The organism is Limimaricola hongkongensis DSM 17492, assembly GCF_000600975.2.
GTDB classification, from domain to species: domain Bacteria; phylum Pseudomonadota; class Alphaproteobacteria; order Rhodobacterales; family Rhodobacteraceae; genus Limimaricola; species Limimaricola hongkongensis.
In genome coordinates, this window is sequence record NZ_KK088653.1 from 901,523 (window position 1) to 925,976 (window position 24,454).

The 24,454-nt window shown below is 68.2% G+C and carries 23 protein-coding genes and 1 pseudogene; 13 read left to right on the forward strand and 11 right to left on the reverse strand.

Annotation, left to right across the window (positions count from 1 at the left end):
* Nucleotide 1: 1 nt before the first annotated feature.
* The 8 genes from LOKHON_RS14745 to LOKHON_RS14780 all read left to right on the forward strand — a co-directional run bounded on the left by LOKHON_RS14745 (nucleotide 2) and on the right by LOKHON_RS14780 (nucleotide 7,586).
* Complete coding sequence (locus LOKHON_RS14745; RefSeq protein WP_017927453.1) at nucleotides 2-559, forward strand: RNA polymerase sigma factor; 558 nt, start codon at nucleotides 2-4, stop codon at nucleotides 557-559.
* Nucleotides 556-2,316 (forward strand): sensor histidine kinase, encoded by a 1,761-nt coding sequence (locus tag LOKHON_RS14750; protein ID WP_017927454.1) that lies wholly within the window; start codon nucleotides 556-558, stop codon nucleotides 2,314-2,316. The genes LOKHON_RS14745 and LOKHON_RS14750 overlap by 4 nt, the downstream gene beginning before the upstream one ends.
* Nucleotides 2,316-3,980 (forward strand): phospholipase D-like domain-containing protein, encoded by a 1,665-nt coding sequence (locus LOKHON_RS14755; RefSeq protein ID WP_017927455.1) that lies wholly within the window; start codon nucleotides 2,316-2,318, stop codon nucleotides 3,978-3,980. The genes LOKHON_RS14750 and LOKHON_RS14755 overlap by 1 nt, the downstream gene beginning before the upstream one ends.
* Before the next feature lie 366 nt (nucleotides 3,981-4,346).
* Nucleotides 4,347-4,988 (forward strand): ATP-dependent Clp protease proteolytic subunit, encoded by a 642-nt coding sequence (locus LOKHON_RS14760; protein ID WP_017927456.1) that lies wholly within the window; start codon nucleotides 4,347-4,349, stop codon nucleotides 4,986-4,988.
* Nucleotides 4,989-5,135: 147 nt separating this feature from the next.
* Entirely contained in the window at nucleotides 5,136-6,401 is a 1,266-nt protein-coding gene (gene clpX, locus LOKHON_RS14765) for an ATP-dependent Clp protease ATP-binding subunit ClpX (protein ID WP_026147344.1), read from the forward strand.
* 4 nt (nucleotides 6,402-6,405) lie between these two features.
* The gene (locus tag LOKHON_RS14770; protein WP_017927458.1) at nucleotides 6,406-6,789 is read left to right on the forward strand and encodes a Rid family hydrolase; all 384 of its coding nucleotides are present in this window, start codon (nucleotides 6,406-6,408) and stop codon (nucleotides 6,787-6,789) included.
* Nucleotides 6,790-6,846: 57 nt separating this feature from the next.
* Nucleotides 6,847-7,230 carry an NADH:ubiquinone oxidoreductase subunit NDUFA12 gene (locus LOKHON_RS14775; RefSeq protein WP_017927459.1) on the forward strand — a complete coding sequence of 128 codons (384 nt, stop codon included), beginning with the start codon at nucleotides 6,847-6,849 and terminating at the stop codon, nucleotides 7,228-7,230.
* A complete protein-coding gene (locus LOKHON_RS14780) occupies nucleotides 7,215-7,586 on the forward strand; it encodes a DUF2155 domain-containing protein (RefSeq protein WP_245631470.1) in 372 nt (123 codons plus the stop codon). The genes LOKHON_RS14775 and LOKHON_RS14780 overlap by 16 nt, the downstream gene beginning before the upstream one ends.
* Here LOKHON_RS14780 and aat read toward each other — a convergent pair.
* The 10 genes and pseudogenes from aat to LOKHON_RS14830 all read right to left on the reverse strand — a co-directional run bounded on the left by aat (nucleotide 7,550) and on the right by LOKHON_RS14830 (nucleotide 18,061).
* Nucleotides 7,550-8,203 (reverse strand): leucyl/phenylalanyl-tRNA--protein transferase, encoded by a 654-nt coding sequence (gene aat / locus LOKHON_RS14785; protein WP_017927461.1) that lies wholly within the window; start codon nucleotides 8,201-8,203, stop codon nucleotides 7,550-7,552. The two genes, LOKHON_RS14780 and aat, sit on opposite strands and share 37 nt — an antisense overlap.
* Nucleotides 8,204-8,217: 14 nt before the next feature.
* Nucleotides 8,218-9,568: pseudogene (gene accC, locus LOKHON_RS14790) on the reverse strand (acetyl-CoA carboxylase biotin carboxylase subunit).
* A 5-nt stretch (nucleotides 9,569-9,573) separates the two neighbouring features.
* A complete protein-coding gene (gene accB, locus LOKHON_RS14795; RefSeq protein WP_017927463.1) occupies nucleotides 9,574-10,074 on the reverse strand; it encodes an acetyl-CoA carboxylase biotin carboxyl carrier protein in 501 nt (166 codons plus the stop codon).
* A 122-nt stretch (nucleotides 10,075-10,196) separates the two neighbouring features.
* On the reverse strand, nucleotides 10,197-10,703 hold the full coding sequence (locus tag LOKHON_RS14800) for a hypothetical protein (RefSeq protein ID WP_017927464.1): 507 nt from the start codon (nucleotides 10,701-10,703) through the stop codon (nucleotides 10,197-10,199).
* 120 nt (nucleotides 10,704-10,823) lie between these two features.
* Nucleotides 10,824-12,788, reverse strand: coding sequence for an acetate--CoA ligase (gene acs / locus LOKHON_RS14805; protein ID WP_017927465.1), 1,965 nt, complete (start codon nucleotides 12,786-12,788; stop codon nucleotides 10,824-10,826).
* Nucleotides 12,789-12,804: 16 nt separating this feature from the next.
* Nucleotides 12,805-13,560 carry an ABC transporter ATP-binding protein gene (locus LOKHON_RS14810; protein ID WP_017927466.1) on the reverse strand — a complete coding sequence of 252 codons (756 nt, stop codon included), beginning with the start codon at nucleotides 13,558-13,560 and terminating at the stop codon, nucleotides 12,805-12,807.
* Between the two features lie 16 nt (nucleotides 13,561-13,576).
* Complete coding sequence (locus LOKHON_RS14815) at nucleotides 13,577-14,335, reverse strand: ABC transporter ATP-binding protein (protein WP_017927467.1); 759 nt, start codon at nucleotides 14,333-14,335, stop codon at nucleotides 13,577-13,579.
* 10 nt (nucleotides 14,336-14,345) lie between these two features.
* Nucleotides 14,346-15,554: a branched-chain amino acid ABC transporter permease gene (locus LOKHON_RS14820; protein WP_017927468.1), complete on the reverse strand. Its 1,209-nt coding sequence runs from the start codon at nucleotides 15,552-15,554 to the stop codon at nucleotides 14,346-14,348.
* A 3-nt stretch (nucleotides 15,555-15,557) separates the two neighbouring features.
* A complete protein-coding gene (locus tag LOKHON_RS14825) occupies nucleotides 15,558-16,589 on the reverse strand; it encodes a branched-chain amino acid ABC transporter permease (protein WP_017927469.1) in 1,032 nt (343 codons plus the stop codon).
* Between the two features lie 128 nt (nucleotides 16,590-16,717).
* Nucleotides 16,718-18,061, reverse strand: a complete 1,344-nt coding sequence (locus tag LOKHON_RS14830; protein WP_017927470.1) for a substrate-binding protein — start codon at nucleotides 18,059-18,061, stop codon at nucleotides 16,718-16,720.
* Between the two features lie 225 nt (nucleotides 18,062-18,286).
* On the opposite strand from LOKHON_RS14830, the gene LOKHON_RS14835 reads away from it, so the two are divergent.
* The 5 genes from LOKHON_RS14835 (at nucleotide 18,287) to LOKHON_RS14855 (ending at nucleotide 23,955) form a co-directional block, all read left to right on the forward strand.
* Nucleotides 18,287-19,612, forward strand: coding sequence for an XRE family transcriptional regulator (locus LOKHON_RS14835; protein WP_017927471.1), 1,326 nt, complete (start codon nucleotides 18,287-18,289; stop codon nucleotides 19,610-19,612).
* A gap of 76 nt (nucleotides 19,613-19,688) precedes the next feature.
* Nucleotides 19,689-20,057: a response regulator transcription factor gene (locus tag LOKHON_RS14840; protein ID WP_026147347.1), complete on the forward strand. Its 369-nt coding sequence runs from the start codon at nucleotides 19,689-19,691 to the stop codon at nucleotides 20,055-20,057.
* The gene (locus LOKHON_RS14845; protein ID WP_017927473.1) at nucleotides 20,044-20,322 is read left to right on the forward strand and encodes a hypothetical protein; all 279 of its coding nucleotides are present in this window, start codon (nucleotides 20,044-20,046) and stop codon (nucleotides 20,320-20,322) included. Before LOKHON_RS14840 ends, LOKHON_RS14845 begins: the two co-directional genes overlap by 14 nt.
* A 1-nt stretch (nucleotide 20,323) precedes the next feature.
* Nucleotides 20,324-23,008: an ATP-binding protein gene (locus LOKHON_RS14850; protein ID WP_017927474.1), complete on the forward strand. Its 2,685-nt coding sequence runs from the start codon at nucleotides 20,324-20,326 to the stop codon at nucleotides 23,006-23,008.
* A 56-nt stretch (nucleotides 23,009-23,064) separates the two neighbouring features.
* Nucleotides 23,065-23,955: a FliM/FliN family flagellar motor switch protein gene (locus tag LOKHON_RS14855; RefSeq protein WP_017927475.1), complete on the forward strand. Its 891-nt coding sequence runs from the start codon at nucleotides 23,065-23,067 to the stop codon at nucleotides 23,953-23,955.
* A gap of 8 nt (nucleotides 23,956-23,963) precedes the next feature.
* On the opposite strand, the gene LOKHON_RS14860 is transcribed toward LOKHON_RS14855, so the two are convergent.
* Nucleotides 23,964-24,422: a protein tyrosine phosphatase family protein gene (locus tag LOKHON_RS14860; protein ID WP_017927476.1), complete on the reverse strand. Its 459-nt coding sequence runs from the start codon at nucleotides 24,420-24,422 to the stop codon at nucleotides 23,964-23,966.
* Between the last annotated feature and the right edge of the window lie 32 nt (nucleotides 24,423-24,454).

Sequence of the window (24,454 nt, forward strand, 5' to 3'; positions counted from 1 at the left end):
AATGAGCCAACAGGATCCGAAAGAAGAGCTGGTCGAACACCTCCCGGCCATGCGGGCCTTTGCGCTGTCGCTGACGCGCAACGGCGCCCAGGCCGACGATCTCGTGCAGGACACGGTGGTCAAGGCATGGACCAATTTCGACAAGTTCAAACCGGGCACCAACCTGCGTGCGTGGCTGTTCACCATCCTGCGCAACACGTTCTATTCGGGCCGCCGCAAGGCGCAGCGCGAGGTGGCCGATGTCGACGGCGTGTTCACCGCGTCGCTGGCCGAGAAGCCGGCGCATGACGGGCGGCTTCAGATGAACGATTTCCTGCGGGCTTTCGCGCAATTGCCCGACGAACAGCGCGAGGCGCTGGCCCTGGTCGGGGCATCGGGCTTTTCCTACGAGGAAGCGGCTGGAATGTGCGGTGTCGCGATCGGCACCATCAAGAGCCGCGCCAACCGCGCACGGGTGCGGCTGGCCGAGCTGCTCGAGCTCGAGGATCAGGACGGGCTCGGCATGACCGACGAGGCAACGATGGCCGTTCTGGCGGCCAGTGGTGGGTCTCACTTGTGACGGACGCCACCGGCGAACGGGCCCGGCCGGCGAAGGGCGGCGGCTGGTTCAACGCGCATGGGCTGGTCTTGCGCGTGGTCGCCTTCCTGACCATCGCGCTGATGCCCATCGGCCTGATCGCGATCTACCAGACCGCCGAGTTTCAACGCGAAACGCTGCGGCGGTCCGAGCTTTCCCTGCTTGCGCTGACGGCGCAGGCGGGGGCGCCGGTGGAGCAGACCATCGAACGCGCCTTCGGCGTGGCCGAAGCGCTGGGCGTCGTGATCGACGAGCTCGACGATCCGGCCAGTTGTTCGAGCTATCTCGACCGCTATATCGAGGGGCGCAGGCTCTATGCGCTGATCGGTCTGGTCGATCCCGACGGGATCATGCGCTGTTCTTCGCATGACGTGCCGCTCGACATGCGCGACACTCGCATCTGGGAACAGATGTCGCTGTCGCCCGATGCCATCGTCACGCTGAACCAGCGTGACGAGGTGGCCGACGAACCGGTGATCAACGTCGCCAGCCCGATCGAGCGGGACGGCGAGTTCCGGGGCTATGTCCAGCTCGCGATTCCGCAGCGCCGTATCGCCGCACCGGTCGGCCCCGCAGAGGCCGACCGCAAGCCGGTCCAGCTCGTGACCTACAACGAATTGGGCGAGGTGCTCACCTTGCAGAACCCCGACCGGCCGCTCGAGACGCTGTTGCCCGAAGGGTTCGACCTGCGCGAGAAGACCGGCCTGCGCGCCGTCGCCGCGTCCGGCCGTTCGCCCGAAGGCGAGCAGCTCGTCTATGCCGTGACGCCGCTGGTTACGGGGACGGTGTTCGAGCTGGGCATCTGGCCCGCCTCGGGGGCCTTCGCCTCGCCGCTCCTGCCGAGCCTGTTTCCGATCCTGATGTGGGCGGCGAGCCTGCTCGTGGCCTATTACGCGATCCACCGGCTGGTGATCCGCCATGTCCGGCGGCTGGGCCGGTCGATGCGCCGTTTCGGCACGAGCCGCCAGCTGCCGCAGCAGGGCAGCACCGGCGACATGTCGCGCGAGCTGCGCGAGATCGAGGGCGAATTCGTGCAGATGGCCGGCAACATCCTGCAGGACGAGGCCCGGCTCGAAGACCAGCTGCGCGAGCGCGGCATCCTGCTCAAGGAGGTGCATCACCGGGTGAAGAACAACCTGCAGCTCATCTCCTCGATCATGTCGATGCAGATGCGCCGCACCCCCGACGCCACCACGCGCGAGATCCTGAGCCGGCTGCAGGACCGGGTGCTCGGCCTCGCCACGATCCACCGCACGCTCTACGAGAGCCAGGATGTCGGCCGGGTCAATGCGGCCCGGCTCTTGCGCGAGATCGTGGCCCAGCAATCGGGCGCGTCGAGCCCGCGCCCCGAGATGACCACGCGGCTCGATCTCGAGGATCTCGAACTGCTGCCCGATCAGGCGGTGCCGCTGTCGCTGCTGACCTCCGAGGCGCTGGCCAACGCGCTGGCCAATGCCGCGCCGGATGCCGAAGGGGCGGTCTGGGTGTCGGTGTCGATGCGCGCGGAGGCCGGCGGCATGGTGCGGATCGAAATCGCCAACTCGGCCGGGGCGGCGCCGCAGGGCCATGAAGAGGCCTCCGGCAAGGGGCCGCGCGCGCAGGGTCTGGGCATGAACCTCATCCAGGCCTTCGCGGCGCAGCTCGGTGGTCCGAGCGAAACCCTGCACGAAGGCAATGTCTACCGCCTCTCGACCGCCTTCCCGGTGCGCGAGATGCAATATGATCCGCAGGACTACTGATGTCGCGCGCCGCGGATGAAGGCGCGGGCTCTTCCTCTCGCGCGCCCCGCGGCACCGGTGGTCGCGACAGCGATCCGGCCCATGCCCGCTGGGCGCGCGAGACGCTCCCCGATCCCGACCTGCCAAGGGATCCGCAGATCCCGATGCCGTTGATCACCGCCGAGCAGGCCTACCCGGTGTTCGAGCGCTGCTTCCTGGAGGCCCGCTCGCGGGTGCGCATGTCGTTTCGGGTGTTCGACCCCTTCACCCGCCTGCATTCGGCCTCGGCCCGCGAAATCGGCACCACATGGTTCGATCTGATCGTGCACAAGCTGCGCGCCGGGCTTCGGATCGAAATCGCGATCACCGATTTCGATCCGATCGCCGTCACCGCGATGCATGCGATGACATGGCAGTCGATTGAGGGGCTGATCGCGGCCGGAGAGGCCTCGGGCCATCCCGATCGCCTGGTGCTGCGCGCGGCGATGCATCCCGCCCGGGTCGGCGCGGTGCCGCGGACGCTGTTGTGGTACAAAAGCTGGAGCGAACTGCGCCGCGTCGCCCGCAGGCTCGGCGGCCTGCCGCCGGAGGAACGCACCCGGATGCTGCGGCTGCGGCGGGGCCTGGCCGGACATATCGGCGAACGGCGGGGCAGGCCGGTCGCCAAGATCTGGCCGATCCCCGAGCTTCACCTCGCGACGCATCACCAGAAGCTCGCCGTGTTCGACGATGATTGGCTCTATATCGGCGGTCTCGATCTAGATGATCGCCGTTACGACACGCTGCGCCATGACCGCCCCGCGCAGGAGACATGGCACGACGTGCAGCTGTTGATGGGCGGCACGGCCGTCGCCGATGCGCATCGCCATCTCGACAGCTATCTTTCCATCAACGAGGGGGTCGACCCGGTGCCGACGGGGCGGATCCTGCGCACGCTTTCGGCGCGGCGCAGCCCCGCGATCTGGCGGATGTCGCCCAAGCGCCAGGTCGAGGAGCTTTACGAGGCGCATCGCGATCTCTTCGCCGGGGCGCGCGACCTGATCTATGTCGAAACCCAGTTCATGCGCGACCGCGACATCGCGCGCAGCCTCGCGCGGGCGGGCCGCGCCAATCCGGGGCTGGGGCTTGTCATGGTGCTCCCGGCGGCACCCGAGGACGCGGCGTTCGACACCGCGCGCATGGATGCGCGCTACGGCGATTACCTGCAGGCGCGCTGCATCAACAAGATCCGCCGTGCCTTTGGCGACAGGGCGCTGATCGTCTCGCCCGCGGTGCCGCGCCGGGCGCGCCCGGCGGATGTCGGGCCGCGCGCCCGGATGTGGCGCGCGCCGATCATCTATGTCCACGCCAAGGTCGCCATCGCCGACGGGACCGCCGCCATCGTGTCCTCGGCCAATCTCAACGGGCGCTCGATGCATTGGGACACCGAGGCCGGGGTGCGGCTCGACGGGGCGGAGTCGGTCGAACGGCTGCGCGAGGCCTGCATGCGGCACTGGATGGGCGCGGAGGGGCTGCCGCGACCGGGCGAGGGCGGCGCGGCGCTGGTGGCGCGCTGGCGCGGCATGGTCGAGGCGGATCGCGCGCGGGTGCCAGAGCTGCGCGCGCACATGCTGCTGCCATATCCGCTGCGTCCGGCCTGGCGACTGGGGCGCAATCTTCCGGGCATTCCCGAGGCGATGGTCTGACAGCGGCGCGCCGTGCCGGGGCGGAACCTCCCGCTGCGGCCCGCGTTGCGCCAGACACGACCAGGAGGACGCCATGACCATCGCCATGATGGTGGCCGCCCTTGCGGGTCTGGTGGTGGTAGCGTTCCTGATCTTCCTGCTGACCGGCGGAGACGACTGACCAAAGACTGGAACCGCGCCATGGCCGTTTCGCTGCCGGACGGTCGCCGGGCCGGCCCGTCACGCCCGTTCTGCCCGGGCGGGACAGGCCGGCCTTACCCCCGCGTCGTCGTCCGGGCTGCAGTTGAAACCCCTCCGGCAGACCACTAAGACTCTGTGAGGACAAGATCCGCATGAGACGCAAGCGTTCCCGAAAAGGCAGAGCAGATGCACGATCCCGTTGAGACCTACATGAACCTCGTCCCGATGGTGGTCGAACAGACCAGCCGCGGCGAGCGCGCCTACGACATCTTCTCGCGCCTCCTGAAGGAACGCGTGATCTTCGTGAACGGCCCGGTGCATGACGGCATGAGCCAGCTCATCGTCGCGCAGCTGCTGCACCTCGAGGCCGAGAATCCGAAAAAGGAAATCTCGATGTACATCAACAGCCCCGGCGGTGTCGTCACCTCGGGCCTGTCGATCTACGACACCATGCAGTACATCCGGCCCAAGGTCTCGACGCTGGTGATCGGCCAGGCGGCCTCGATGGGCTCGCTGCTGCTGACCGCGGGCGAAAAGGGCATGCGCTTCTCGCTGCCGAACTCCCGCGTCATGGTGCACCAGCCCTCGGGCGGCTACCAGGGGCAGGCGACGGACATCATGATCCACGCCGCCGAAACCCAGAAGCTCAAGACCCGGCTGAACGAGATCTATGTTCACCACACCGGCCAGCCGCTGGAAAAGGTCGAAGCGGCGCTGGAGCGCGACAACTTCATGTCGCCGACCGAAGCCCGCGACTGGGGCCTGATCGACGAGATCCTGACCAGCCGCGCGCAGGGCGAGGACAAGACGCCCAACACCGCGGGTTGATCAGGCTGCGCGATCACTCCGCCGATGCGGGGGATCGCGCTTCCGGCGCCGGGATTTTGGCGTTGTGGCCGCGAAATGGCTGCCCTATCGTCTCAGGAAGGGCAGTCCGAGAGAGATAAAGCAGGGCCGATGGCCCGGGGGTTCGATATGGCAAGCACGTCCGGCGGCGACAGCAAGAACACACTCTACTGCAGCTTCTGCGGCAAGAGTCAGCACGAGGTGCGCAAGCTCATCGCGGGGCCGACCGTGTTCATCTGCGACGAATGCGTCGAGCTGTGCATGGACATCATCCGCGAAGAGACCAAGGGCTCCGGCCTGAAATCCTCCGAAGGCGTCCCGGCGCCGCGCGAGATCTGCGACGTGCTCGACGATTACGTGATCGGCCAGATGCATGCCAAGCGCGTGCTCTCGGTCGCGGTCCACAACCACTACAAGCGGCTCAACCACGCGGCCAAATCCTCCGAGATCGAGCTGTCGAAATCCAACATCATGCTGATTGGCCCGACCGGCTGCGGCAAGACGCTGCTGGCGCAGACGCTGGCGCGGATCCTCGACGTGCCGTTCACCATGGCGGATGCGACGACGCTGACCGAGGCCGGTTACGTCGGCGAGGATGTCGAGAACATCATCCTCAAGCTGCTGCAGGCCAGCGAGTACAACGTCGAGCGGGCGCAGCGCGGCATCGTTTATATCGACGAGGTCGACAAGATCACCCGCAAGTCGGACAACCCCTCGATTACACGCGACGTGTCGGGCGAAGGGGTGCAGCAGGCATTGCTGAAGATCATGGAAGGCACCGTGGCCTCCGTGCCGCCGCAGGGCGGGCGCAAGCATCCGCAGCAGGAGTTCCTGCAGGTCGACACCACCAACATCCTGTTCATCTGCGGCGGCGCCTTTGCCGGTCTCGACAAGATCATCGCGCAGCGCGGCAAGGGCTCGGCCATGGGCTTTGGCGCCGACGTCCGGTCGGATGACGATCGCGGCATCGGCGAGATCTTCGGCGACCTGGAGCCCGAGGATTTGCTGAAATTCGGCCTGATCCCGGAATTCGTCGGTCGTCTGCCGGTGATCGCGACGCTGACCGATCTCGACGAAGAGGCGCTGGTCACCATCCTCACGCAGCCCAAGAACGCGCTCGTCAAGCAGTACCAGCGCCTGTTCGACATCGAGGACACCAAGCTGACCTTCACCGACGACGCGCTGATGGCGATCGCCCGCAAGGCGATCGAGCGCAAGACCGGTGCGCGTGGCCTGCGCTCGATCATGGAGGGCATCCTGCTCGACACCATGTTCGAGCTGCCGAGCCTCGACAGCGTCACCGAGGTGGTCGTCAACGAAGAGGCGGTGGGCGAGGGCAAGCCTTTGATGATCCACGCCGACGGCGCCAAGAAAGAGACCGCTTCGGCTGGCTGAAGCCGTGCAGCGGTTCAGCTCGGGATCGGAATTCGAGGGACGGATCGGCTACAGCCGGTCCGTCCTTTGCGATGGGTGGGTCTTCGTGTCGGGCACCACCGGCTATGATTACGAGACGATGACCCTGCCCGACGGGATCGAGGCGCAGTGCCAAGCCGCGCTCGACAATCTGGCCCGCGCGCTGGAAGCGGCCGGCTCCGGCATGGACCGGGTCGCGCGCGTCACCTACATGCTGCCCGACCGCGCCGATTTCCCGGCCTGCTGGCCGCTGTTGCGGGCGGCGTGGGGCGCGTCGGCCCCGGCGGCGACGATGATCGAATGCGGCCTGATGGAGCCCGCGATGCGGATCGAGATCGAGGTGACCGCGCGGCTGCGCGAAGGGCGCTGACCACTGGACCTCGGGGGCGCTTTGCGGCATGACGGGGCGCAGGACAGGAGACCCGTCATGAGCCTCGGCAGCATTCTCAAGCGCACCTTCACCTGGTGGAACGGTCAGACCTTCGGCACCCAGCTCTTCACCTGGCGCAAGGGCCAGAAGGTGGGCGAGGACCGGCAGGGCAACATCTTCTACCGCAACGCCGACGATTCGAAGCGCTGGGTCATTTATAACGGCGAGGTCGAGGCGAGCCGCATCGACCCCGAATGGCATGGCTGGCTGCATCGGATCTGGAACGAGACGCCGGTCGAGCGTCCGATGCCGCACCGGGCTTGGGAAAAAGAGCATGAGCCCAACCATACCGGCACCGCGATGGCCTATGCGCCCAAGGGCTCGATCCGCCGCGCCGCCCCGGCGCTCGACAAGGATTACGACGCGTGGCAGCCCGAGTGATCCGCCTGGGCGCGCTGCTGGCCCTGGGCCTGTCCGCGCTGCCCTTGGCCGCGCAGGAGGCGGCCGTGGCGCCGGGCGGCGTGCTGCGCGTGCTCGACAAGATCACCGGCATCAGCACCGATCTCGACCTCGCTTCCGGCGAGACGGGCCGCGTCGGGCATCTGTCAATCATGCTCGACGAGTGCCGCTACCCCGCCGACAACCCGTCCGGCGATGCCTATGAGCGGCTGATCGTGCGCTATCAGGCCATCGAGGAGCCGGTATTCCAAGGCTGGATGATTGCTTCGGCGCCGGCGCTCAACGCCATGGATCACCCGCGCTACGACGTCTGGGCGTTGCGCTGCAAGACGTCCTGAGCGGGCGCGGGGGCGCCCGGCGCATCGAAATCGCCGCGCTGTTCGAGCGCTGTGGCCAGAGCCGCGCGGTAGCGCGCGCGCGGCACTTCCTCAAAACCGAGACTGGCGAGATGCGGCGTCAAGAATTGTGCGTCGAACAGCGCGAAGCCGCCCAGCCGTAGCCGGTCGACCAGCCAGGCCATCGCCAGCTTGGAGGCATCCGTGCGGCGCGAGAACATGCTTTCGCCGAAGAACGCGGCCCCCAGCGTCACGCCATAGATCCCGCCGGTCAGTTCGCCGTCATGGCGCACCTCGACGGAATGGGCAAAGCCCATCCGGTGCAGCGCGGTGTAGAGATCGAAGATTTCGGCGTTGATCCATGTCTCGGACCGGTCGGCGCAGCCACTGAGCACGCCGGTGAAATCGCGGTTCACCGCGATCTCGAAGCCGCCGCGTCGCATCCGCCGCGCGAGGCTGCGCGAAATGCGCAGGCCACCGAGCGGCAGCACGCCGCGTTGGCGCGGATCGACCCAGAAGATCTCCGGGTCGTCGCGGCTTTCGGCCATGGGAAACACGCCCTGCGCGTAGCCGTGCAGCAGCAGCTCGGGCGTGAGCCGGGGTTGGGGCCGCAAGGACATGCGCGGCCCCCGCCTTACCCTTGGAGCGTCTGCTCGAGCCAATGCTCGAGCCAGTGGATGTTGTAGTCGCCCGACTGGATGTCGGGCTCGCCCAGAAGCGCGTGATGCAGCGGCACGGTGGTATCGATGCCGTCCACGATCAGCTCGCCCAGCGCCCGGTTGAGCCGCGCCAGCGCCTCGGCCCGGTCCTGGCCGTGCACGATCAGCTTGGCGATCAGGCTGTCGTAATAGGGCGGGATGCGGTAGCCGTCATAGAGCGCGCTGTCCATCCGCACGCCGAGCCCGCCGGGGGCGTGATACTGCGTGATCCGGCCCGGGCAGGGCGCGAAATTTGGCAGCTTTTCGGCGTTGATCCGCACCTCGATGGCGTGGCCGCGGATCTTGAGGTCGTCCTGCGTGAAGGACATCGGCAGGCCGGAGGCCACGCGGATCTGCTCGCGCACGAGATCGACGCCGAAGATCGCCTCGGTCACCGGATGCTCCACCTGAAGACGGGTGTTCATCTCGATGAAGTAGAACTCGTCATTCTCGAACAGGAACTCGATCGTGCCGGCGCCGGCATAGTTGATCTTGGCCACGGCGTCGGCGCAGACCTTGCCGATGCGGTCGCGCAGCTCTTGCGTGATGGCCGGGCCGGGGGCCTCCTCGAAGACCTTCTGGTGGCGGCGCTGCAGCGAACAGTCGCGCTCGCCCAGATGCACCGCGCCGCCCTTGCCATCGCCGAAGACCTGGATCTCGATATGGCGCGGCGTGGTGAGGTACTTCTCGATGTAGACCTCGTCATTGCCGAAGGCCGCCTTCGATTCCGAGCGCGCGGTCTGGAAGGCGCGCTCCATCTCGGCCTCGGTCTTCGCGACCTTCATGCCGCGCCCGCCGCCGCCGGCGGTGGCCTTGACGATGACCGGGTAGCCGATCTCCTTGCCGATCTTCTTGGCCGCCTCGACGGTGGGCACGCCGCCGTCGGAGCCGGGCACGCAAGGCACGCCCAGCGCCTTCATCGTGTCCTTGGCGGTGATCTTGTCGCCCATGACACGGATATGTTCGGCGGTGGGGCCGATGAAGGTCAGGCCGTGATCCTCGACCGCCTGCACGAAGGCGGCGTTCTCGGACAGAAAGCCGTAACCGGGATGGATCGCCTGCGCGCCGGTGATCTCGCAGGCCGAGAGGATCGCCGGAAAGGACAGGTAGGATTGGCCGGAGGGCGGCGGGCCGATGCAGATCGCCTCGTCGGCCATGCGCACATGCATGGCGTCCGAATCGGCGGTGGAATGCACGGCGACGCTCTTGATGCCCAATCTCGCGCGCGGCGCGCACGACCCGGAGCGCGATCTCGCCGCGATTGGCGATGAGGATCTTGTCGAACATGGGACTCACTCGATGATCATCAGGGGCGCGCCGAACTCGACCGGGCTGCCATCCTCGACGAGGATGCGCTTGACCGTGCCGGAGCGGGGCGCGGGGATCTGGTTCATGGTCTTCATCGCCTCGATGATGAGGACGGTGTCGCCCTCCTTCACCTGCGCGCCTTGGGTCACGAAGGCGGGCGAGCCGGGTTCGGCCTGCAGGTAGGCGGTGCCGACCATGGGCGAGGTGACGGCGCCCGGATGGCTGGCCGGATCCTCGGACACGGCGGCAGCGGGTGCCGGGGCGGCGCTCGGCGCGGCGGCGGGCGCCGGGGCCGGGGCGGCGGCGGGCTGCTGCATCGCGACCTGCTGGACCACTTCGCGGGCGCGGCTGACGCGGACGTTCAGGCTGTCATTCTCGCCGTAGTCGCGCTTTACCTGAAGCTCGGTCAGGTCGTTCTCGTGCAGCAATTCCGCGAGCGCGCGGATGAAGCTGACATCGCTGTCGTGGCTGGTCTTGTCGCTCATAGCTCTGGGCCCCTCGTATCGCGCCCGTCCGGGCTGCAGTTCCGGGGGCTTATACGCCGGTTCGCGGGGCGAGGAAAGCAGCCCGGCGCAGCAAGCGCCGGGGCGGCGGGATGAATATCGGTTCAGCCGGGGGGCGGCGCGCTTTCGTCGGGGGCCGGTGGCGGGGCGGGGGCCGTCGCGTCGGGTGCCGCGCGGGCGGGAAACAGGCGCGTCGGCACCGGCTCTGCCGGGGGGGTGGTCGCGATGGGCCGGGTGTCGGCGCCGGCTGCTTCGTGTCCGTCGGGGGCCGGGGCGGCGGGTGCCGATGCCGGCAGGGCGCGGGTCTGCTCCGCGACGGCGTCGGCCTGTTTCGCGCGGCGTTCCTCCGCGCGTTCGCTGTCGGGAAGCATCGCAACGCCCCAGGGTTTGAGAACGCGTTCGGGCGCGTGGTCGCGGACCGGAGCGGGGCCGGCCAGCAGGCCGGCCTGCACGAGGCCGAGCCGCATCTGGTCGGGCGGGCGCGGCGCGGCGGGGGCGGGACCTTCGCCGCGTGCCACGGGCGGCACGTCCGGCCGCGGCGCAGAGGCCGGCGCGTCGTCGGGCGGCACAACCGGCCCGATCCCGTTGGCCGGGCTGAGAACCGGCGACATCGGTCTGACAATTTCCATCTCATGCTCCCGAATCAGGAGCCCCCACGAGCGACAGGCTGTCAGGCGAACATGTGCAAATCGTGAAGGCGCCGGGACGAGACCCGCCCCGGCGCCGCGGTTTCAGCCGCGGTTCATGCGGTTCTCGATCAGTTCCTCGACCACCTGCGGCTCGGCCAGCGTCGAGGTGTCGCCGAGACTGCCGTAGTCGTTTTCGGCGATCTTGCGCAGGATGCGGCGCATGATCTTGCCCGAGCGGGTCTTGGGCAGGCCGGGCGCCCACTGGATGCAGTCGGGCTTGGCGATCGGGCCGATCTCCTGGCGCACCCAGGCCTCCAATTCATTGCGCAGCGCCTCGGTTGCCTCGACCCCCTCCATGAGCGTGACATAGGCATAGATGCCCTGTCCCTTGATCTCGTGCGGATATCCGACCACCGCCGCCTCGGAGACGGCCTTGTGCGCGACCAGCGCGCTTTCGACCTCGGCCGTGCCCATGCGGTGGCCCGAGACGTTGATCACATCGTCCACGCGCCCGGTGATCCAGTAATAGCCGTCGCCGTCGCGGCGGCAGCCATCGCCCGAGAAGTAGTACCCCTTGTATTGCGAAAAATAGGTCTGCTCGAAACGGTCGTGATCGCCCCAGATGGTGCGCATCTGCCCCGGCCAGCTATCGGCGATGGCGAGCACGCCCTCGGCCTCCGTCTTCTCGATCACCGCGCCCGATTGCGGGTCGAGCACGACCGGCTGCACGCCGAAGAAGGGCAGGGTGGCCGAGCCCGGCTTGGTGGCGATGGCGCCGGGCAGGGAGGTGATCATGTGGCCGCCGGTCTCGGTCTGCCACCATGTGTCGACGATCGGCACGCGGCCCTTGCCGATGACACGGTCGTACCATTCCCAGGCCTCGGGGTTGATCGGCTCGCCCACCGTGCCCAGCACCTTGAGCGTCGACAGATCCGCCCCTTCGGCCCAGTGATCGCCCTTGCCCATCAGCGCCCGGATCGCGGTGGGGGCGGTGTAGAACTGGTTCACCTTGTGCTTCTCGCAGACCTGCCAGAAGCGCGAGGCGTCGGGCCAGGTCGGCACGCCTTCGAACATCACCGTGGTCGCGCCATTGGCGAGGGGCCCGTAGACGATGTAGCTGTGGCCCGTGACCCAGCCGACATCCGCGGTGCACCAGAACACGTCGCCATCATGGTAGTCGAAGGTGTATTGATGCGTCATCGCGGCATAGGCGAGATAACCGCCGGTCGTGTGCACGACGCCCTTGGGCTGGCCGGTGGAGCCGGAGGTGTAGAGGATGAAGAGCGGATCTTCGGCGCCCATCTCCTCGGCCGGGCAGTCGTCCGAGATGCCGTCCTCCATCTCATGGAGCCAGTGGTCGCGGCCCTCCACCATCTCGACCGCGCCGCCGGAACGCCTGACGACCAGCATCTGCGTGCCTTCGGGGCATTTCTCGAAGGCCTTGTCGGCATTGCTCTTGAGCGGGGTGTTCCTGCCGCCGCGCGGCGCTTCGTCGGCGGTGATCACCAGCTTGGCATCGCAGCCCGTCACCCGCGCCGATAGCGCGTCGGGCGAAAAGCCCGCGAAGACCACCGAATGGATCGCGCCGATCCGGGCGCAGGCCAGCATCGCATAGGCCGCCTGCGGGATCATCGGCATGTAGATGACGACGCGGTCGCCCTTTTCCACGCCCATCTTCTTCAGCACATTGGCGAATTTGCCGACATGCGAATGCAGCTGCCGGTAGCTGACATGCTGCGCCTCGGCCTTTGGGTCGTCCGGCTCCCAGATGATCGCGGTCTGATCGCCGCGCGTGGCGAGATGTCGGTCGATGCAGTTCTGCGCGACGTTGAGCGTGCCGTCCTCGAACCACTTGATCGAGACGCGGCCAAGGTCGAAATTCGTGTCCTTCACCTTGCTGAAGGGGGTGATCCAGTCGAGCCGCTGGCCCTGTTCGGACCAGAAGCCTTCGGGGTCCTGCACCGATTGCGCGTACATCCGGTCATAGGCGGCGCGGTCGGCATGGGCGCGCGCGCGCGTCTCCTCGCTCGGCTCGTGAAGCTGCGGTGTCATGAGCTGATCCTTCATTCTCTCTCCCTCGTGCTCAGATCGCGAGGTAGCGCTGGCGCAACGCCTCGTCCTCGAGCACCTCCTGTGCCGATCCGTCATAGACGACCGAGCCGGTGTCAAGGATCACCGCCCGGTCCGCGAGCTTGAGCGCGGCCACGGCGTTCTGCTCGACGATGATCGTGGTGATGCCCTGATCGCGGATGATGTTCAGCGTCTTGGCGATCTCCTGCACGATCACCGGGGCCAGTCCTTCGTAGGGCTCGTCGAGCAAGAGCACCTTGATGTCGCGGGCCAGAGCGCGGGCGATGGCGAGCATCTGCTGCTCGCCGCCCGACAAGGTCACGCCCTCTTGGCGGCGGCGCTCCTTGAGCCGCGGGAAAAGACCGTAGATCCGTTCCAGGGACCAGCCCACGGGCGGCGCGATCTGCGCCAGCTGCAGGTTCTCTTCGACCGTGAGACCGGGGATGATGCGCCGGTCCTCGGGCACCAGCGCGATGCCGCTGGCCGCCGCCTCATGCGCCTTCATCTTGTGCAGCGGCTTGTGGTCGAGCCAGATCTCGCCATGTCGGAGCGCCGGATCGTCGAGCCGGGCGATGGTGCGCAGGGTCGATGTCTTGCCCGCGCCGTTGCGGCCCAGAAGTGCCAGGATCTCGCCCTCGTGGATGTCGAAGCTGACACCCTGGACGATGTAGCTTTCGCCGTAATAGGCTTGGATGTCCCAGATGGAGAGGAACTTGGGATGGGTCGCGGCGCTGCTGCGATCGCGGTCGAATGTCGCTGTCTCGGTCATGTCGTCTCTCCCGCGTTCAGACCTGCGCTTCGCCCAGATAGGCTTCGCGCACCTTGGGGTGGCCCTTGATGTTCTCGGGCGTCTCCTCGACCAGCGGCGTGCCCTGCGCGAGCACGGTGATCCGCTCGGCCAAGGAGAACACCACGTGCATGTCGTGCTCGATGATGCACATCGTGATGTCGCGCTTGGCCTTGATCTCCTTGAGCAATTCGATGGTGTTGTTGGTGTCGGCCCGCGCCATGCCCGCGGTTGGCTCGTCGAGCAGCAGGAGCTTGGGCGTCTGCACGAGGCACATCGCCATCTCCAACCGCCGCTTGTCGCCGCGCGACAGGCTCGCGGCGGTCATGTGCCGCTTGTCGGCCATGTTGACGTCCGCCAGCATCGCTTCGGCCTGCTCGCGGATGCCCGCCTCGCGGCGCACCGTTTCGTAGGCATGCAGCCGGAACGCCCCGTCGCGCCGCGCGAAGCAGGGGATCATCACGTTTTCCAGAACGCTGAGATCGGCGAAGATCTCGGGCGTCTGGAACACGCGGGAGATGCCCATCTGGTTGATCTCGTGCGGCTTGCGCCCGAGCACCGACTGGCCGTCGAACATCACGCTGCCCGAATCCGGGATCAGCTTGCCGACGAGGCAGTTCAGGAGCGTCGACTTGCCCGCGCCGTTGGGTCCGATGATGGCGTGGACCGTGTTCTCCTTGACCGAGAGATTGACGTCGCCCAGCGCCTGCAGCCCGCCGAAGCGCTTGTTGACGCCCTTGACTTCGAGAATGCCCATGACGGCCTCCTTATTCCGCGGCGGCGCGCTGGCGCGCGGCGTCGGATTCGACGTGATCTGCGTTGCGGTCGCGGCGGCGGAACAGCCGGCCCGTGCGCTGCGCCCCCTCGACCAGACCGCCGGGCAGGAAGATGACGACCAGCATGAACATGATGCCCAGCGTCAGGTGCCAGCCCTTGCCGATGAAGGGGTGGATGACGGCGACCATGACGTTCTCCAGCCCGTCGGGCATGAAGGCGAACCACTGGTGCAGGATGCCGTCGTTGATCTTCGAGAAGATGTTCTCGAAATACTTGATGAAGCCCGCGCCCAGCACCGGCCCGATCAGGGTTCCGGCACCGCCGAGGATGGTCATCAGCACCACCTCTCCGCTCGCCGTCCATTGCATCCGGTCGGCGCCCGCCAGCGGGTCCATCGCCGCCAAGAGCCCGCCCGCGAGCCCCGCATACATGCCCGAGATCACGAAGGCCGCGAGCGTGTAGGGGCGGGTGTTCAGGCCGGTGTAGTTCATCCGCTGCTGGTTCGACTTCACCGCCCGCAGCATCATGCCGAAGGGCGAACGGAAGATGCGCACCGACAGGTAGAAGGCCACGAGCATCAGCGCCGCGCTGAAGTAATACCCGACCGAGAAGTCCCAGGACCACGGGCCCACGAACAGCGTGGTGGTGTCGCGCATCTCGGCCCCGAACAGCGAGGTGACGGGCAGCCCGCCGGTGGAGGCGCCGTCGAGGATGCGCGGGTCCGACAGGGTGAGTTGCAGCCCGGTTTCGCCGTTGGTGACGGGGGTCAGCACCGAATAGGCGAGGTTGTAGCTCATCTGCGCGAAGGCCAGCGTCAGGATCGAGAAATAGATGCCCGAGCGGCGCAAGGAGACAAAGCCGATCACGAGGGCGAAGAGCCCGGCCATGACGATCGACAGGATGATCGCCGGGATGACGTTCATCGACAGAAGCTTGAACATCCACACGGCGGAATAGGAGCCGATCCCGAGAAACGCCGCGTGGCCGAAGGACAGGTAGCCGGTCAGGCCGAACAGGATGTTGAAGCCGATGGCGAAGATCCCGAAGATCACGAAGCGCTGCATCAGGTCGGGATAGCCCGCGTTGAACTGCGCCAGAGCCGAGCCCGCCGGAAAGGGGTTGAGGATGATCGGGGCGAACAGGGTGATCGCCGCCACCACGATCAGCAGAAGGGTGTCTTTGCGTTCAAGTCCGAGCATGGCTTATTCCTCCATCACGCCGCGACGGCCCATCAGGCCGCGCGGGCGGGTCAGCAGAATGACGATGGCGACGAGGTAGATGATGATCTGGTCGATGCCGGGCAGCAGCGACTTCACCTCGTTCATCGAGGCGAAGCTCTGCAGGATGCCCAATAGGAACCCCGCCAGAACGGCGCCGGGCAGGGAGCCCATGCCGCCCACGACCACCACCACGAAGCTCAGCACCAGGAAATCCATGCCCATGTGGTAGTTCGGGCTCAGGATCGGCGTGTACATGACACCCGCGAGACCGGCGACGGCCGCCGCGAGGCCGAACATCAGCGTGAAGCGGCGGTCGATGTCGATGCCCAGCAAGCCCACCGTTTCTCGGTCGGCCATGCCGGCGCGGACCACCATGCCGAAGGTGGTGAATTGCAGGAAGGCGAAGACGCCCGCGATGATGATGCCCGCGAAGAAGAAATAGACCAGCCGCCAGTAGGGGTAGATGATCGAATAGGGATCGAAGCCGAGCCAGACGCCGATGTCGAGGCTGCCGGTGAAAGCCTGCGGCGCGGGCGTCGGGATCGGATTGGCGCCGTAGAAATACTTGATGATCTCCTGCAGCACGATGGCGAGGCCGAAGGTCACGAGGATCTGGTCGGCATGCGGGCGCTTGTAGAAATGCTTGATTAGCCCGCGCTCCATCACGAAGCCCACCAGCACCATCACCGGGATCGCCAGCAGGATCGCCAAGGGCACGGCCCAGTCGACGATTGCGGCGCCGATTTCGGGACCGAACCAGTTTTCCACATAGGGGGTCTTCACCTTGAGCGGATTGCCGAGGAAATCGGTGCGCTCGGGGTCGATGGTGGTGACGCTGATGGTCAGGATCTTCTGCAGGGTGACCGCGCAGAACGCGCCGATCATGAACAGCGCGCCATGGGCGAAATTCACCACGCCGAGCGTGCCGAAGATGAGCGTGAGCCCGAGCGCGATCAGCGCGTAGGCCGATCCCTTGTCGAGCCCGTTCAGAATCTGGATGAGTATGGCGTCCATGGTCCCCCTCCTTGCTGAGGCTGGCCGTGTTGTGATGGGTCAAGCCGCCCCCGGTCGCGCACCCCGTCAGGGCGCGCGTCGGGAGGGGCCGGTCGCGGGGGCCGCGACCGGCAATGTCGGGTGGGGCGTCAGGCGCCCGGGTTGCACTCGCCCAGCGCGCCGCCCGCGAACATCGGGTGGTCATGCGCATAGGTGACCTGCGCGGTCGGCGTGACCTCGACGATCTCCACGAGGTGGAACTCGTCCTGCGGGTTCTCGGCCCCCTTCACGACGACCACGTCCTTGAAGCACTGGTGGTCTTCGGCGCGGTACAGCGTCGGGCCGTTGCCCATGCCGTCGAACTCGAAGCCCTCCAGCGCCTCGACCACGGCGCAGGGGTTGAAGTCATTCGCCCGCGTGACGGCGTCGGCATAGAGCAGCGCCTGCACGTAGCAGGTATGCGCGGCCTGCGACGGCGGGAAGCCGTATTTCTCGCCAAAGCTCTTCACGAAGGCCTTGGTGCCCTCGTCTTCGAGCTTCCAGTCCCAGTTCTGCGAGCCGGGAATGCCGGCGATGGCCGAGCCCGCGCCGCGCGCCATCAGCTCGGAATAAAGCGGCACGACGATCTGGAAGTCCTGGCCGTTGGCCTGCCGTTCGCGCAGTCCGAACTGCACCGCCTGGGTCAGCGAGTTCACCATGTCCCCGCCGTAGTGGTTGAGCACGAGCACATCGGCGCCCGAGTTCAGCACCGGCGCGATATAGGAGGAGAAGTCGCCCGCGCCGAGCGGCGTGCGCACCTTTTCGGCGGTCTGCCAGCCCATTGCCTCGGTCGCGGCGGCGATCGATTCCTCCTGGGTCCAGCCCCAGGTGTAGTCGGCGGTCAGGTGATAGGCCTTTCGCTCGGTGCCATAGAGGTTTTGCAGTACCGGCGCGAGGGCGGCGGCCGACATGTAGGCGTTGAAGAAATGCCGGAAGCCGTTGGCCTTGCGGTCCTTGCCCGTGGTGTCGTTGGAATGGGTGAGACCGGCCATGAAGATCACGCCCGCCTCCTGGCACAGCCCCTGCACGGCGACCGCGACGCCCGAGGAGGAGCCGCCCGAGATCATCACGGCGCCGTCCTTCTGGATCATCGATTGCGCTGCGGCGCGGGCGGCGTCGGACTTGGTCTGGGTATCGCCGGTGACGAACTCGACCTTCTTGCCGAGGATGCCGGTGCCGTCGAGCGCCTTCGACGAGAAGGTGTTGAGCATCCCCCCGTCGCCTTCGCCGTTCAGGTGCTCGACCGCGAGTTGGAAGGCGCGCAATTCGTCGGCGCCCTCGTCGGCATAGGCGCCGGTCTGCGGCACGTTGAAGCCGAGCGTCACCGAAGAGCCGGTCGGCGCGTTGGTGAAGGCCGATGCGCTCGAGGTGAAGATCGTCGGCAGCGCGAGCCCCGCGCTACCCACCGCGCCGGTCTTCAGCAACCCGCGCCGCGAGAAGTTCTGTCGTCTCATGTGGTCTCCTCCCTGATTTGCGGTCGGCGCACCGGAAACCTCCTCCGTTCCCGGCGCGCCGCCACACCGTTCGGTGCAGGTCGATTATCGGGTCCGAACTGAAAATCAGGCAATAAAGGCTTGGAGGTGGGCGGCTTTTCTGTAAATTTGTGAACATGCCTGTCCGAAAATCTGTCAATTGCTTTTCTCGCAACCGCAGCAAGCCCTTGATCGGGCGGGGCGGGCATGGCGGTTGATCCGGGCAGACGCAGGCTCGCGGGGGGGCGGATCCGGGCGCGGCGGCTCGATGCGGGGCTGGCGCAGGCTGATCTGGCGCGCCGGGTCGGGATCTCGCCGTCCTATCTCAACCTCATCGAGCATGATCGCCGTCGGATCGGCGGGCGGCTTCTCATCGCCATCGCGCAGGCGCTCGGTCTCGAACCGGCACAGATCGCCGAAGGGGCCGGGGATGCCCTGATCGACCGGCTGGGCGCGGCGGCGGCGGCGCGGGGGCACGGGGCCGAGGATGCCGAGGCTTTCGCGGGGCGGTTTCCGGACTGGGCCGGGCTGGTCGAGGCGCAGGCCGCGCGGATCGAGGCGCTGGAGGCGCAGGTGGCCGGGCTGAACGACCGGCTGGCCCACGACCCCGAGCTGTCGGCTTCGCTGCACCAGGTGATCACCGCCGCCACCGCGATCCGGTCCACCGCCTCGATCCTGGTCGAAGGAGAGGCGCTCGACCGCGACTGGCAGGCCCGCTTTCACAACAACATCCACGCCGACAGCCTGCGGCTGGCTGAAAGCAGCCGCAGGCTCGCGGGCTATCTCGAAGCGCCCGGCGAGGCGGCGGGCTCCGGCGCGCTGTCACCGCTCGACCGGGTCGAGGCGGCGCTCGACCGGTTGGGGCACCATGTCCCGGCGCTGGAGGGCGAGAGCCCCTCGCTGCGCCCCGCCGAGGTCGCCGCGGGCGTGCCGGGGCTCGATGCCTCGGCGCGGCAGATCCTGAACGGCTGGTGCGACACCTACCGCGCCGACGCGGTCGCGCTGCCGCTCGACACCATGGCGCGCGGCTGGCGCGAGACGCCCGAGCCGCTGGCGCTGGCCGCGCGGCTTGGTTGCACGCTGCCACGGCTCTTGCGGCGGCTGGCATCGCTGCCGCCCGGCATCGGCCCGACTCGGGCCGGGCTCGTCACCTGCGACGCGGGCGGCGCGCTTGGCCCGCGCCGGGCGCTGGACGGGCTGACGCTGCCGCGCGGGGGCGCCGCCTGTCCGCTCTGGCCGCTGTTCGAGGCGCTGTCGCAACCCGGCCGCCCGCTGCGGGCGCTGGCCGCGATGCCGGGTGAGACGGCGCCCGAAGTGCTTTGCATCGCCGTCTCGACGGTGGAGACCGGCCCCGACTGGGCCGCGCCGCCGCGCGCGGGTGCCGTGATGCTGATGCTGCCGCGCGATGCCTTGCCCGAGGCCGCGCCCCGGTTGCGGCGCGCGGTCGGCCCCGGTTGCAGGCTCTGCCCGCGCGACGGCTGCCCCGCACGGCGCGAGCCCTCCTTGTTGCCCGCATCGCCCCGGCCGCTTTGACAGCGCGGCACGGCATGGTGATAGTATCGCTCGGGGCCGCGCAGCCGGGGAGGGATGCGCGCCGAGGGGGGGCTACATGGCCAGACGCGTTCTGTTGATCGAGGATGAGCCGAACATCATCGAGGCGGTCAGCTTCATCCTGTCGCGGGATGGCTGGACCGTGCACACCCATTCCGACGGCGCCAGCGCGGTGGCCCGGGTGCATGCGCATCCGCCCGATCTCGTGATCCTGGACGCGATGCTGCCGGGACGGTCGGGCTATGACATCCTGCAGGAGCTGCGCGGCGCCGAGGCCACGCGTCACCTGCCGGTGATGATGCTCACCGCGCGCGGGCAGGCCCGCGACCGCGAGTTGGCGTTGAAGCTCGGGGCCACGCATTTCATGACCAAGCCTTTCTCCAACGCCGAAGTGCTCGACCGGGTGCGCGCCCTTGCCGGGGGGTGAGACCCCGCGCAGGGGCGGTCGGCCGGTCTTTCTCGCCCGGGCCTCCTACCGCCGCCGCCGCCTGCATGACGCGGCACGGCTCGCACCGCTGGCGGCGGGCTTTCTGTGGACGCTGCCGTTGCTGTGGCCGCGCGGGAGCACCCCGGTGTCGACGGTGCTGGTCTATCTTTTCGCGACTTGGGGCGTGAGCGTGCTGGTCTCGGTGCTGCTGGCGCGCGCGTTGCGCCGGGCGGACGCCGAAGCCGGGGTGCAGGAGGAAGGCTGAGATGCTCGGCTTCAACGCGCTTGTCGGCATCGCGCTTTTCTACGTGGCCTTCCTGTTCGGCGTTGCCTTCGCGGCCGAGCGCCGCGCCGCGCAGGGGCATGACAGCTGGCTCAGGAGCCCGTGGATCTACACGTTGTCGCTGTCGATCTACTGCACCGCGTGGACCTTTTATGGCGCGGTCGGCTACGCGGCGCGCTCGGGGCTCGAATACCTGACGATCTATCTCGGTCCGAGCCTCGTCATGCTTGGCTGGTGGTGGCTGTTGCGCAAGCTGGTGCGAGTCGGGCGGGCGCAGCGCATCACCTCGATCGCCGACCTGATCTCCTCGCGCTATGGCAAATCGACCCTGCTTGGGGTCATCGTGACGCTGCTCGCGGTGATCGGCGTGACGCCCTACATCGCGCTGCAGCTGCAATCCATCGCCCAATCGCTCGACGTCTTCGCCGGGCCGGAGGACGCGGCTCTGGGCGGAAGCTCGGTGGCGCTGTGGTCGGCGATCGGGCTGGCGCTGTTCACCATCCTGTTCGGCACTCGCAACCTCGATGCCAATGAACGCCACCACGGCATCGTCATGGCGATCGCGGTCGAGGCGGTGGTCAAGCTCGGCGCGCTTCTGGCGGTGGGCGTCTTCGTGGTCTGGGATCTGGGCGGTGGGCCCGCGCAGATGCTGGCGCGGATCGACGCCTCGCCGATCGCGGCATGGGATCAGCAGAGCGGTCGCTGGATTGGCTTTACGCTGTTGTCGGCGGCGGCGCTTTTGTGCCTGCCGCGCATGTTCCAGGTGCTTGTGGTCGAGAACGCCGACGAGGCGCATCTGGGCACCGCGAGCTGGGCGTTTCCGCTCTACCTTGCGCTGATGAGCCTGTTCGTGGTGCCGATCGCGGTGATGGGGCTGGAGCGGCTGCCCGAGGCGAACCCGGACATGTTCGTGCTGACGCTGCCGCTCGACGCGGGCCGCGACGGGTTGGCGGCCTGGGCGTTTCTGGGCGGCTTTTCCTCGGCGGCGTCGATGGTGATGGTGGCGACGATCGCGCTGGCCACCATGGTGTCGAACCACATCGTCGTGCCTCTGTGGTTGCATGCGCGCAGCCAGGGCGCGGTGATGTCGGGCGATGTGCGCGCCATGGTGCTGACCTCGCGGCGGCTGTCGATCCTGGGGGTGCTGGGGCTGGGCTATCTCTATTTTCACCTGTCGGGCGGCGGCGCCGCGTTGGCCTCGATTGGTCTGGTGGCCTTTGTCGGCGTGGTGCAAGTGCTGCCCGCCATGCTGGGCGGGCTGTTCTGGCGTGGCGCCACGCGCGGCGGCGCGGCGGCGGGGCTGGTGCTGGGCTTTGCGGTCTGGCTCTGGGCGATGTTCCTGCCGAGCGTCGGCGACGGCACAGCGATCCCGGCTTCGGTGATGGCGCAGGGGCCCTTCGGGCTGGGCTGGCTCAGGCCGCAGGCGCTGTTCGGGACAGGCGGGCTCGACCCGGTGCTGCATGCCGCGATGTGGTCTCTCACGCTCAATGCCGCGGCCTTCGTGGCGGTGTCTCTGGCGAGCTTTCCGGGGCCGGTGGAGCGATTGCAGGGCGCGCAGTTCGTCGGCGTCTTCGATGTGTCCGGCGGGCCGGGCGGCTGGTCGCGGGGCGCGGCGGATGCCGAAACGCTTCTGGTCATGGCGCAGCGCATCATCGGCGCCGCGCAGGCGCAGGCGCTGTTCGCCCGCGCCGCCGCCGCCCAGGGGCGGGCGGGCGCACTGCCCGAGGTGACGCCGAATTTCATCCGCGCGCTCGAACGCGATCTGGCGGGATCGGTCGGCGCGGCCACGGCGCATGCGATGATCGGCCAGATGACCGAAGGCGCTAGCGTCACCGTCGAGGACCTGATCGCCGTGGCCGACGAGACCGCGCAGATCGTGGAGTATTCGGGACGGCTGGAACAGAAATCTGCCGAGCTGGAGCGCACCGCAGGCGCGCTGCGCGAGGCCAATGCCAAGCTCACCGCGCTCTCGGTGCAAAAGGACGGGTTTCTCAGCCAGGTCAGCCACGAGCTGCGCACGCCGATGACCTCGATCCGGGCCTTTGCCGAAATTCTGCGCGAAGGTGGTCTGGAGCCGCGTGACCAGGCGCGTTTCGCGGCGATCATAGGCGACGAGGCGGGGCGGCTGACGCGGCTGCTCGACGATTTGCTCGACCTGTCGGTGCTGGAAGCCGGGCAGGGACGGCTCGACCTGCGGCGGGTGCGGCTTGGGGAGGTGATCGACCGTGCGGTCGCCGCGGCGCTGCCCGATCCCGGCGGGCTGCGGCTGCTGCGCGATCCGCAGGCCGAGACGGTGCAGATCGAGACCGATCCCGACCGGCTGGCGCAGGTCTTCATCAATCTGATCGCCAATGCCCGCAAATATTGCGATGCCGGGCGTCCCGAGCTGCGCATCGTCTGGCACCCGGCGCTGGGCGCGGTGGATTTCATCGACAACGGCCCGGGGATTCCGGCGGATCATGGCCGGGTGATCTTTGAAAAGTTTTCGCGGCTGGGCGATCCGGGGCGGGCCGGAGGTGCGGGGCTGGGGCTGGCGATCTGCCGCGAGATCATGACCCGGCTCGGCGGCGCGGTCCGTTTCCTGCCGGGGCCGGGCGGCGCGACCTTCCGCGTGGAGCTGCCGCGGGCGGTCTCGCCATTAGCGATTGATCAACCCGAGGCGGTGTAGATCTGGAAAGCCGGGGGCTTCATCGCGCGCCGCCGTCGCCAGACAGGATGGCCGAGATGACCATGGAAAGCGTGCTGCGCCGGTTGATCGGCGGCCACGAAACGCCCGCCACCGGGTCCGCCAACGGCGGCGGGGCGGGGCTGGCGCTGGCGCGCGCGGCGCAGGACACGATCGGGCTGCCGCTCGTGGTGCGCGGGGTCGCGCGCGACCGGGTGGCGCGTGATGCGCTCGGGGAGATGCTCGGCCCCGAGATGCTGTTGATCGGGCTTGGCGCGGACGGGGCGATCACCGGGCTGGCGGCGGTGGAGGCGCAGCTGCGTTGCGCCGTGGTCGAGGTGCAGACCCTGGGCGTCCCACGTGCGCAGCCAGTGCCCGCAGGGCCGGTCACCGGCACCGAGGCCGCGATGATGGCGCCACTGCTGTCGGGCCTGCTGGATCGGCTTGCGTCCGTCGATGATCCTGACCTGCAGTCTGTGGCGGGGCTGCGGCCCGGAGTGCGGCTGGAGGATGCGCGCGCCGCCGGGCTGATCCTGCCGGAGGCGCGCTACGAGCTGCTGCGTTTCGAGGTCGAGATCGGCCCGGGAAGCGGCCGCGGCGGCGTCTTGGTGCTGGCGCTTCCCGGCCGGGCCGATGCGTCCTGCAAAACGCCGCCCGCTGCGGCATGGGAGACCGCGCTGCGCGACAGCGTGCTGCAAGCCCCGGCAGAGCTGGAGGCGGTGCTGCACAGGATGCGGCTGCCCGCGCGCGACATCGAAGCGCTTGCTTCGGGCGATCTGCTGATGCTGCCGGGGGTGGATCTGACCGCCATCCGTCTCGAAGACGGGCGGGGGCGGCAGGTCGCCACCGTCAGGCTGGGCCAGCGGGCGGGCCTGCGGGCGGTGCGACTTGCGCCGCCCGAGGCCCCGCCGGACTTGCCGCTCGATATCCCGCCCCGGCTGCCGGAGTGAGCGGCGGGTCAGTCCTTGTCGGAAGCGCCGTCCGCGTCGCCGCTATCCTCGCGCAGCGCGTCGAGCTGCGGGCGAAGGCGATCGAGGTCGTAGCCGGCCTTGGTGGTGGCGGCGATGATCTCGTCGGTCTCCATCCGGCCCACCTGTCCCAGAGACCAGACGATGGAGGAGCGGGTGCCGGAGGCGCAATAGGCCAGCACCGGCCCGTCCGAGCTGTCGAGCACCTGCATCTGCCGGTCGACGGTCTCGCGGTTCAACCCCTGATGGGTCACCGGGTTGGTGGCAAAGCGCAGACCGGCGGCCTCGGCGGCGATGCGCAGCGCCTCGGCCTGAAGCTCGGCGGGCACCTCGTCATCGGGGCGGTTGCAGAGCACCGTGGCAAAGCCGGCCTCGGCAATGGCGGGAATGTCCTCCGGCTCGATCTGCGGGCTGACGGCGTAGTCGGGGCTGATGCGGCGAATATCCATGCGGGATGATTACAGCGCCCTCCGCCGCGCGT

Excerpts from the sequence above, each read along its gene's own strand:
- aat (WP_017927461.1), bottom strand. The coding sequence starts at position 8,203 with ATGTCCTTGCGGCCCCAACCCCGGCTCACGCCCGAGCTGCTGCTGCAC.
- LOKHON_RS14825 (WP_017927469.1), bottom strand. The coding sequence starts at position 16,589 with ATGGACGCCATACTCATCCAGATTCTGAACGGGCTCGACAAGGGATCG.
- LOKHON_RS14855 (WP_017927475.1), top strand. The coding sequence starts at position 23,065 with ATGACCATGGAAAGCGTGCTGCGCCGGTTGATCGGCGGCCACGAAACG.
- acs (WP_017927465.1), bottom strand. The coding sequence starts at position 12,788 with ATGAAGGATCAGCTCATGACACCGCAGCTTCACGAGCCGAGCGAGGAG.
- LOKHON_RS14755 (WP_017927455.1), top strand. The coding sequence starts at position 2,316 with ATGTCGCGCGCCGCGGATGAAGGCGCGGGCTCTTCCTCTCGCGCGCCC.
- LOKHON_RS14760 (WP_017927456.1), top strand. The coding sequence starts at position 4,347 with ATGCACGATCCCGTTGAGACCTACATGAACCTCGTCCCGATGGTGGTC.
- LOKHON_RS14820 (WP_017927468.1), bottom strand. The coding sequence starts at position 15,554 with ATGCTCGGACTTGAACGCAAAGACACCCTTCTGCTGATCGTGGTGGCG.
- LOKHON_RS14840 (WP_026147347.1), top strand. The coding sequence starts at position 19,689 with ATGGCCAGACGCGTTCTGTTGATCGAGGATGAGCCGAACATCATCGAG.
- accB (WP_017927463.1), bottom strand. The coding sequence starts at position 10,074 with ATGAGCGACAAGACCAGCCACGACAGCGATGTCAGCTTCATCCGCGCG.
- LOKHON_RS14815 (WP_017927467.1), bottom strand. The coding sequence starts at position 14,335 with ATGGGCATTCTCGAAGTCAAGGGCGTCAACAAGCGCTTCGGCGGGCTG.
- LOKHON_RS14810 (WP_017927466.1), bottom strand. The coding sequence starts at position 13,560 with ATGACCGAGACAGCGACATTCGACCGCGATCGCAGCAGCGCCGCGACC.
- LOKHON_RS14830 (WP_017927470.1), bottom strand. The coding sequence starts at position 18,061 with ATGAGACGACAGAACTTCTCGCGGCGCGGGTTGCTGAAGACCGGCGCG.
- LOKHON_RS14860 (WP_017927476.1), bottom strand. The coding sequence starts at position 24,422 with ATGGATATTCGCCGCATCAGCCCCGACTACGCCGTCAGCCCGCAGATC.
- clpX (WP_026147344.1), top strand. The coding sequence starts at position 5,136 with ATGGCAAGCACGTCCGGCGGCGACAGCAAGAACACACTCTACTGCAGC.
- LOKHON_RS14745 (WP_017927453.1), top strand. The coding sequence starts at position 2 with ATGAGCCAACAGGATCCGAAAGAAGAGCTGGTCGAACACCTCCCGGCC.
- LOKHON_RS14850 (WP_017927474.1), top strand. The coding sequence starts at position 20,324 with ATGCTCGGCTTCAACGCGCTTGTCGGCATCGCGCTTTTCTACGTGGCC.
- LOKHON_RS14835 (WP_017927471.1), top strand. The coding sequence starts at position 18,287 with ATGGCGGTTGATCCGGGCAGACGCAGGCTCGCGGGGGGGCGGATCCGG.
- LOKHON_RS14775 (WP_017927459.1), top strand. The coding sequence starts at position 6,847 with ATGAGCCTCGGCAGCATTCTCAAGCGCACCTTCACCTGGTGGAACGGT.
- LOKHON_RS14800 (WP_017927464.1), bottom strand. The coding sequence starts at position 10,703 with ATGTCGCCGGTTCTCAGCCCGGCCAACGGGATCGGGCCGGTTGTGCCG.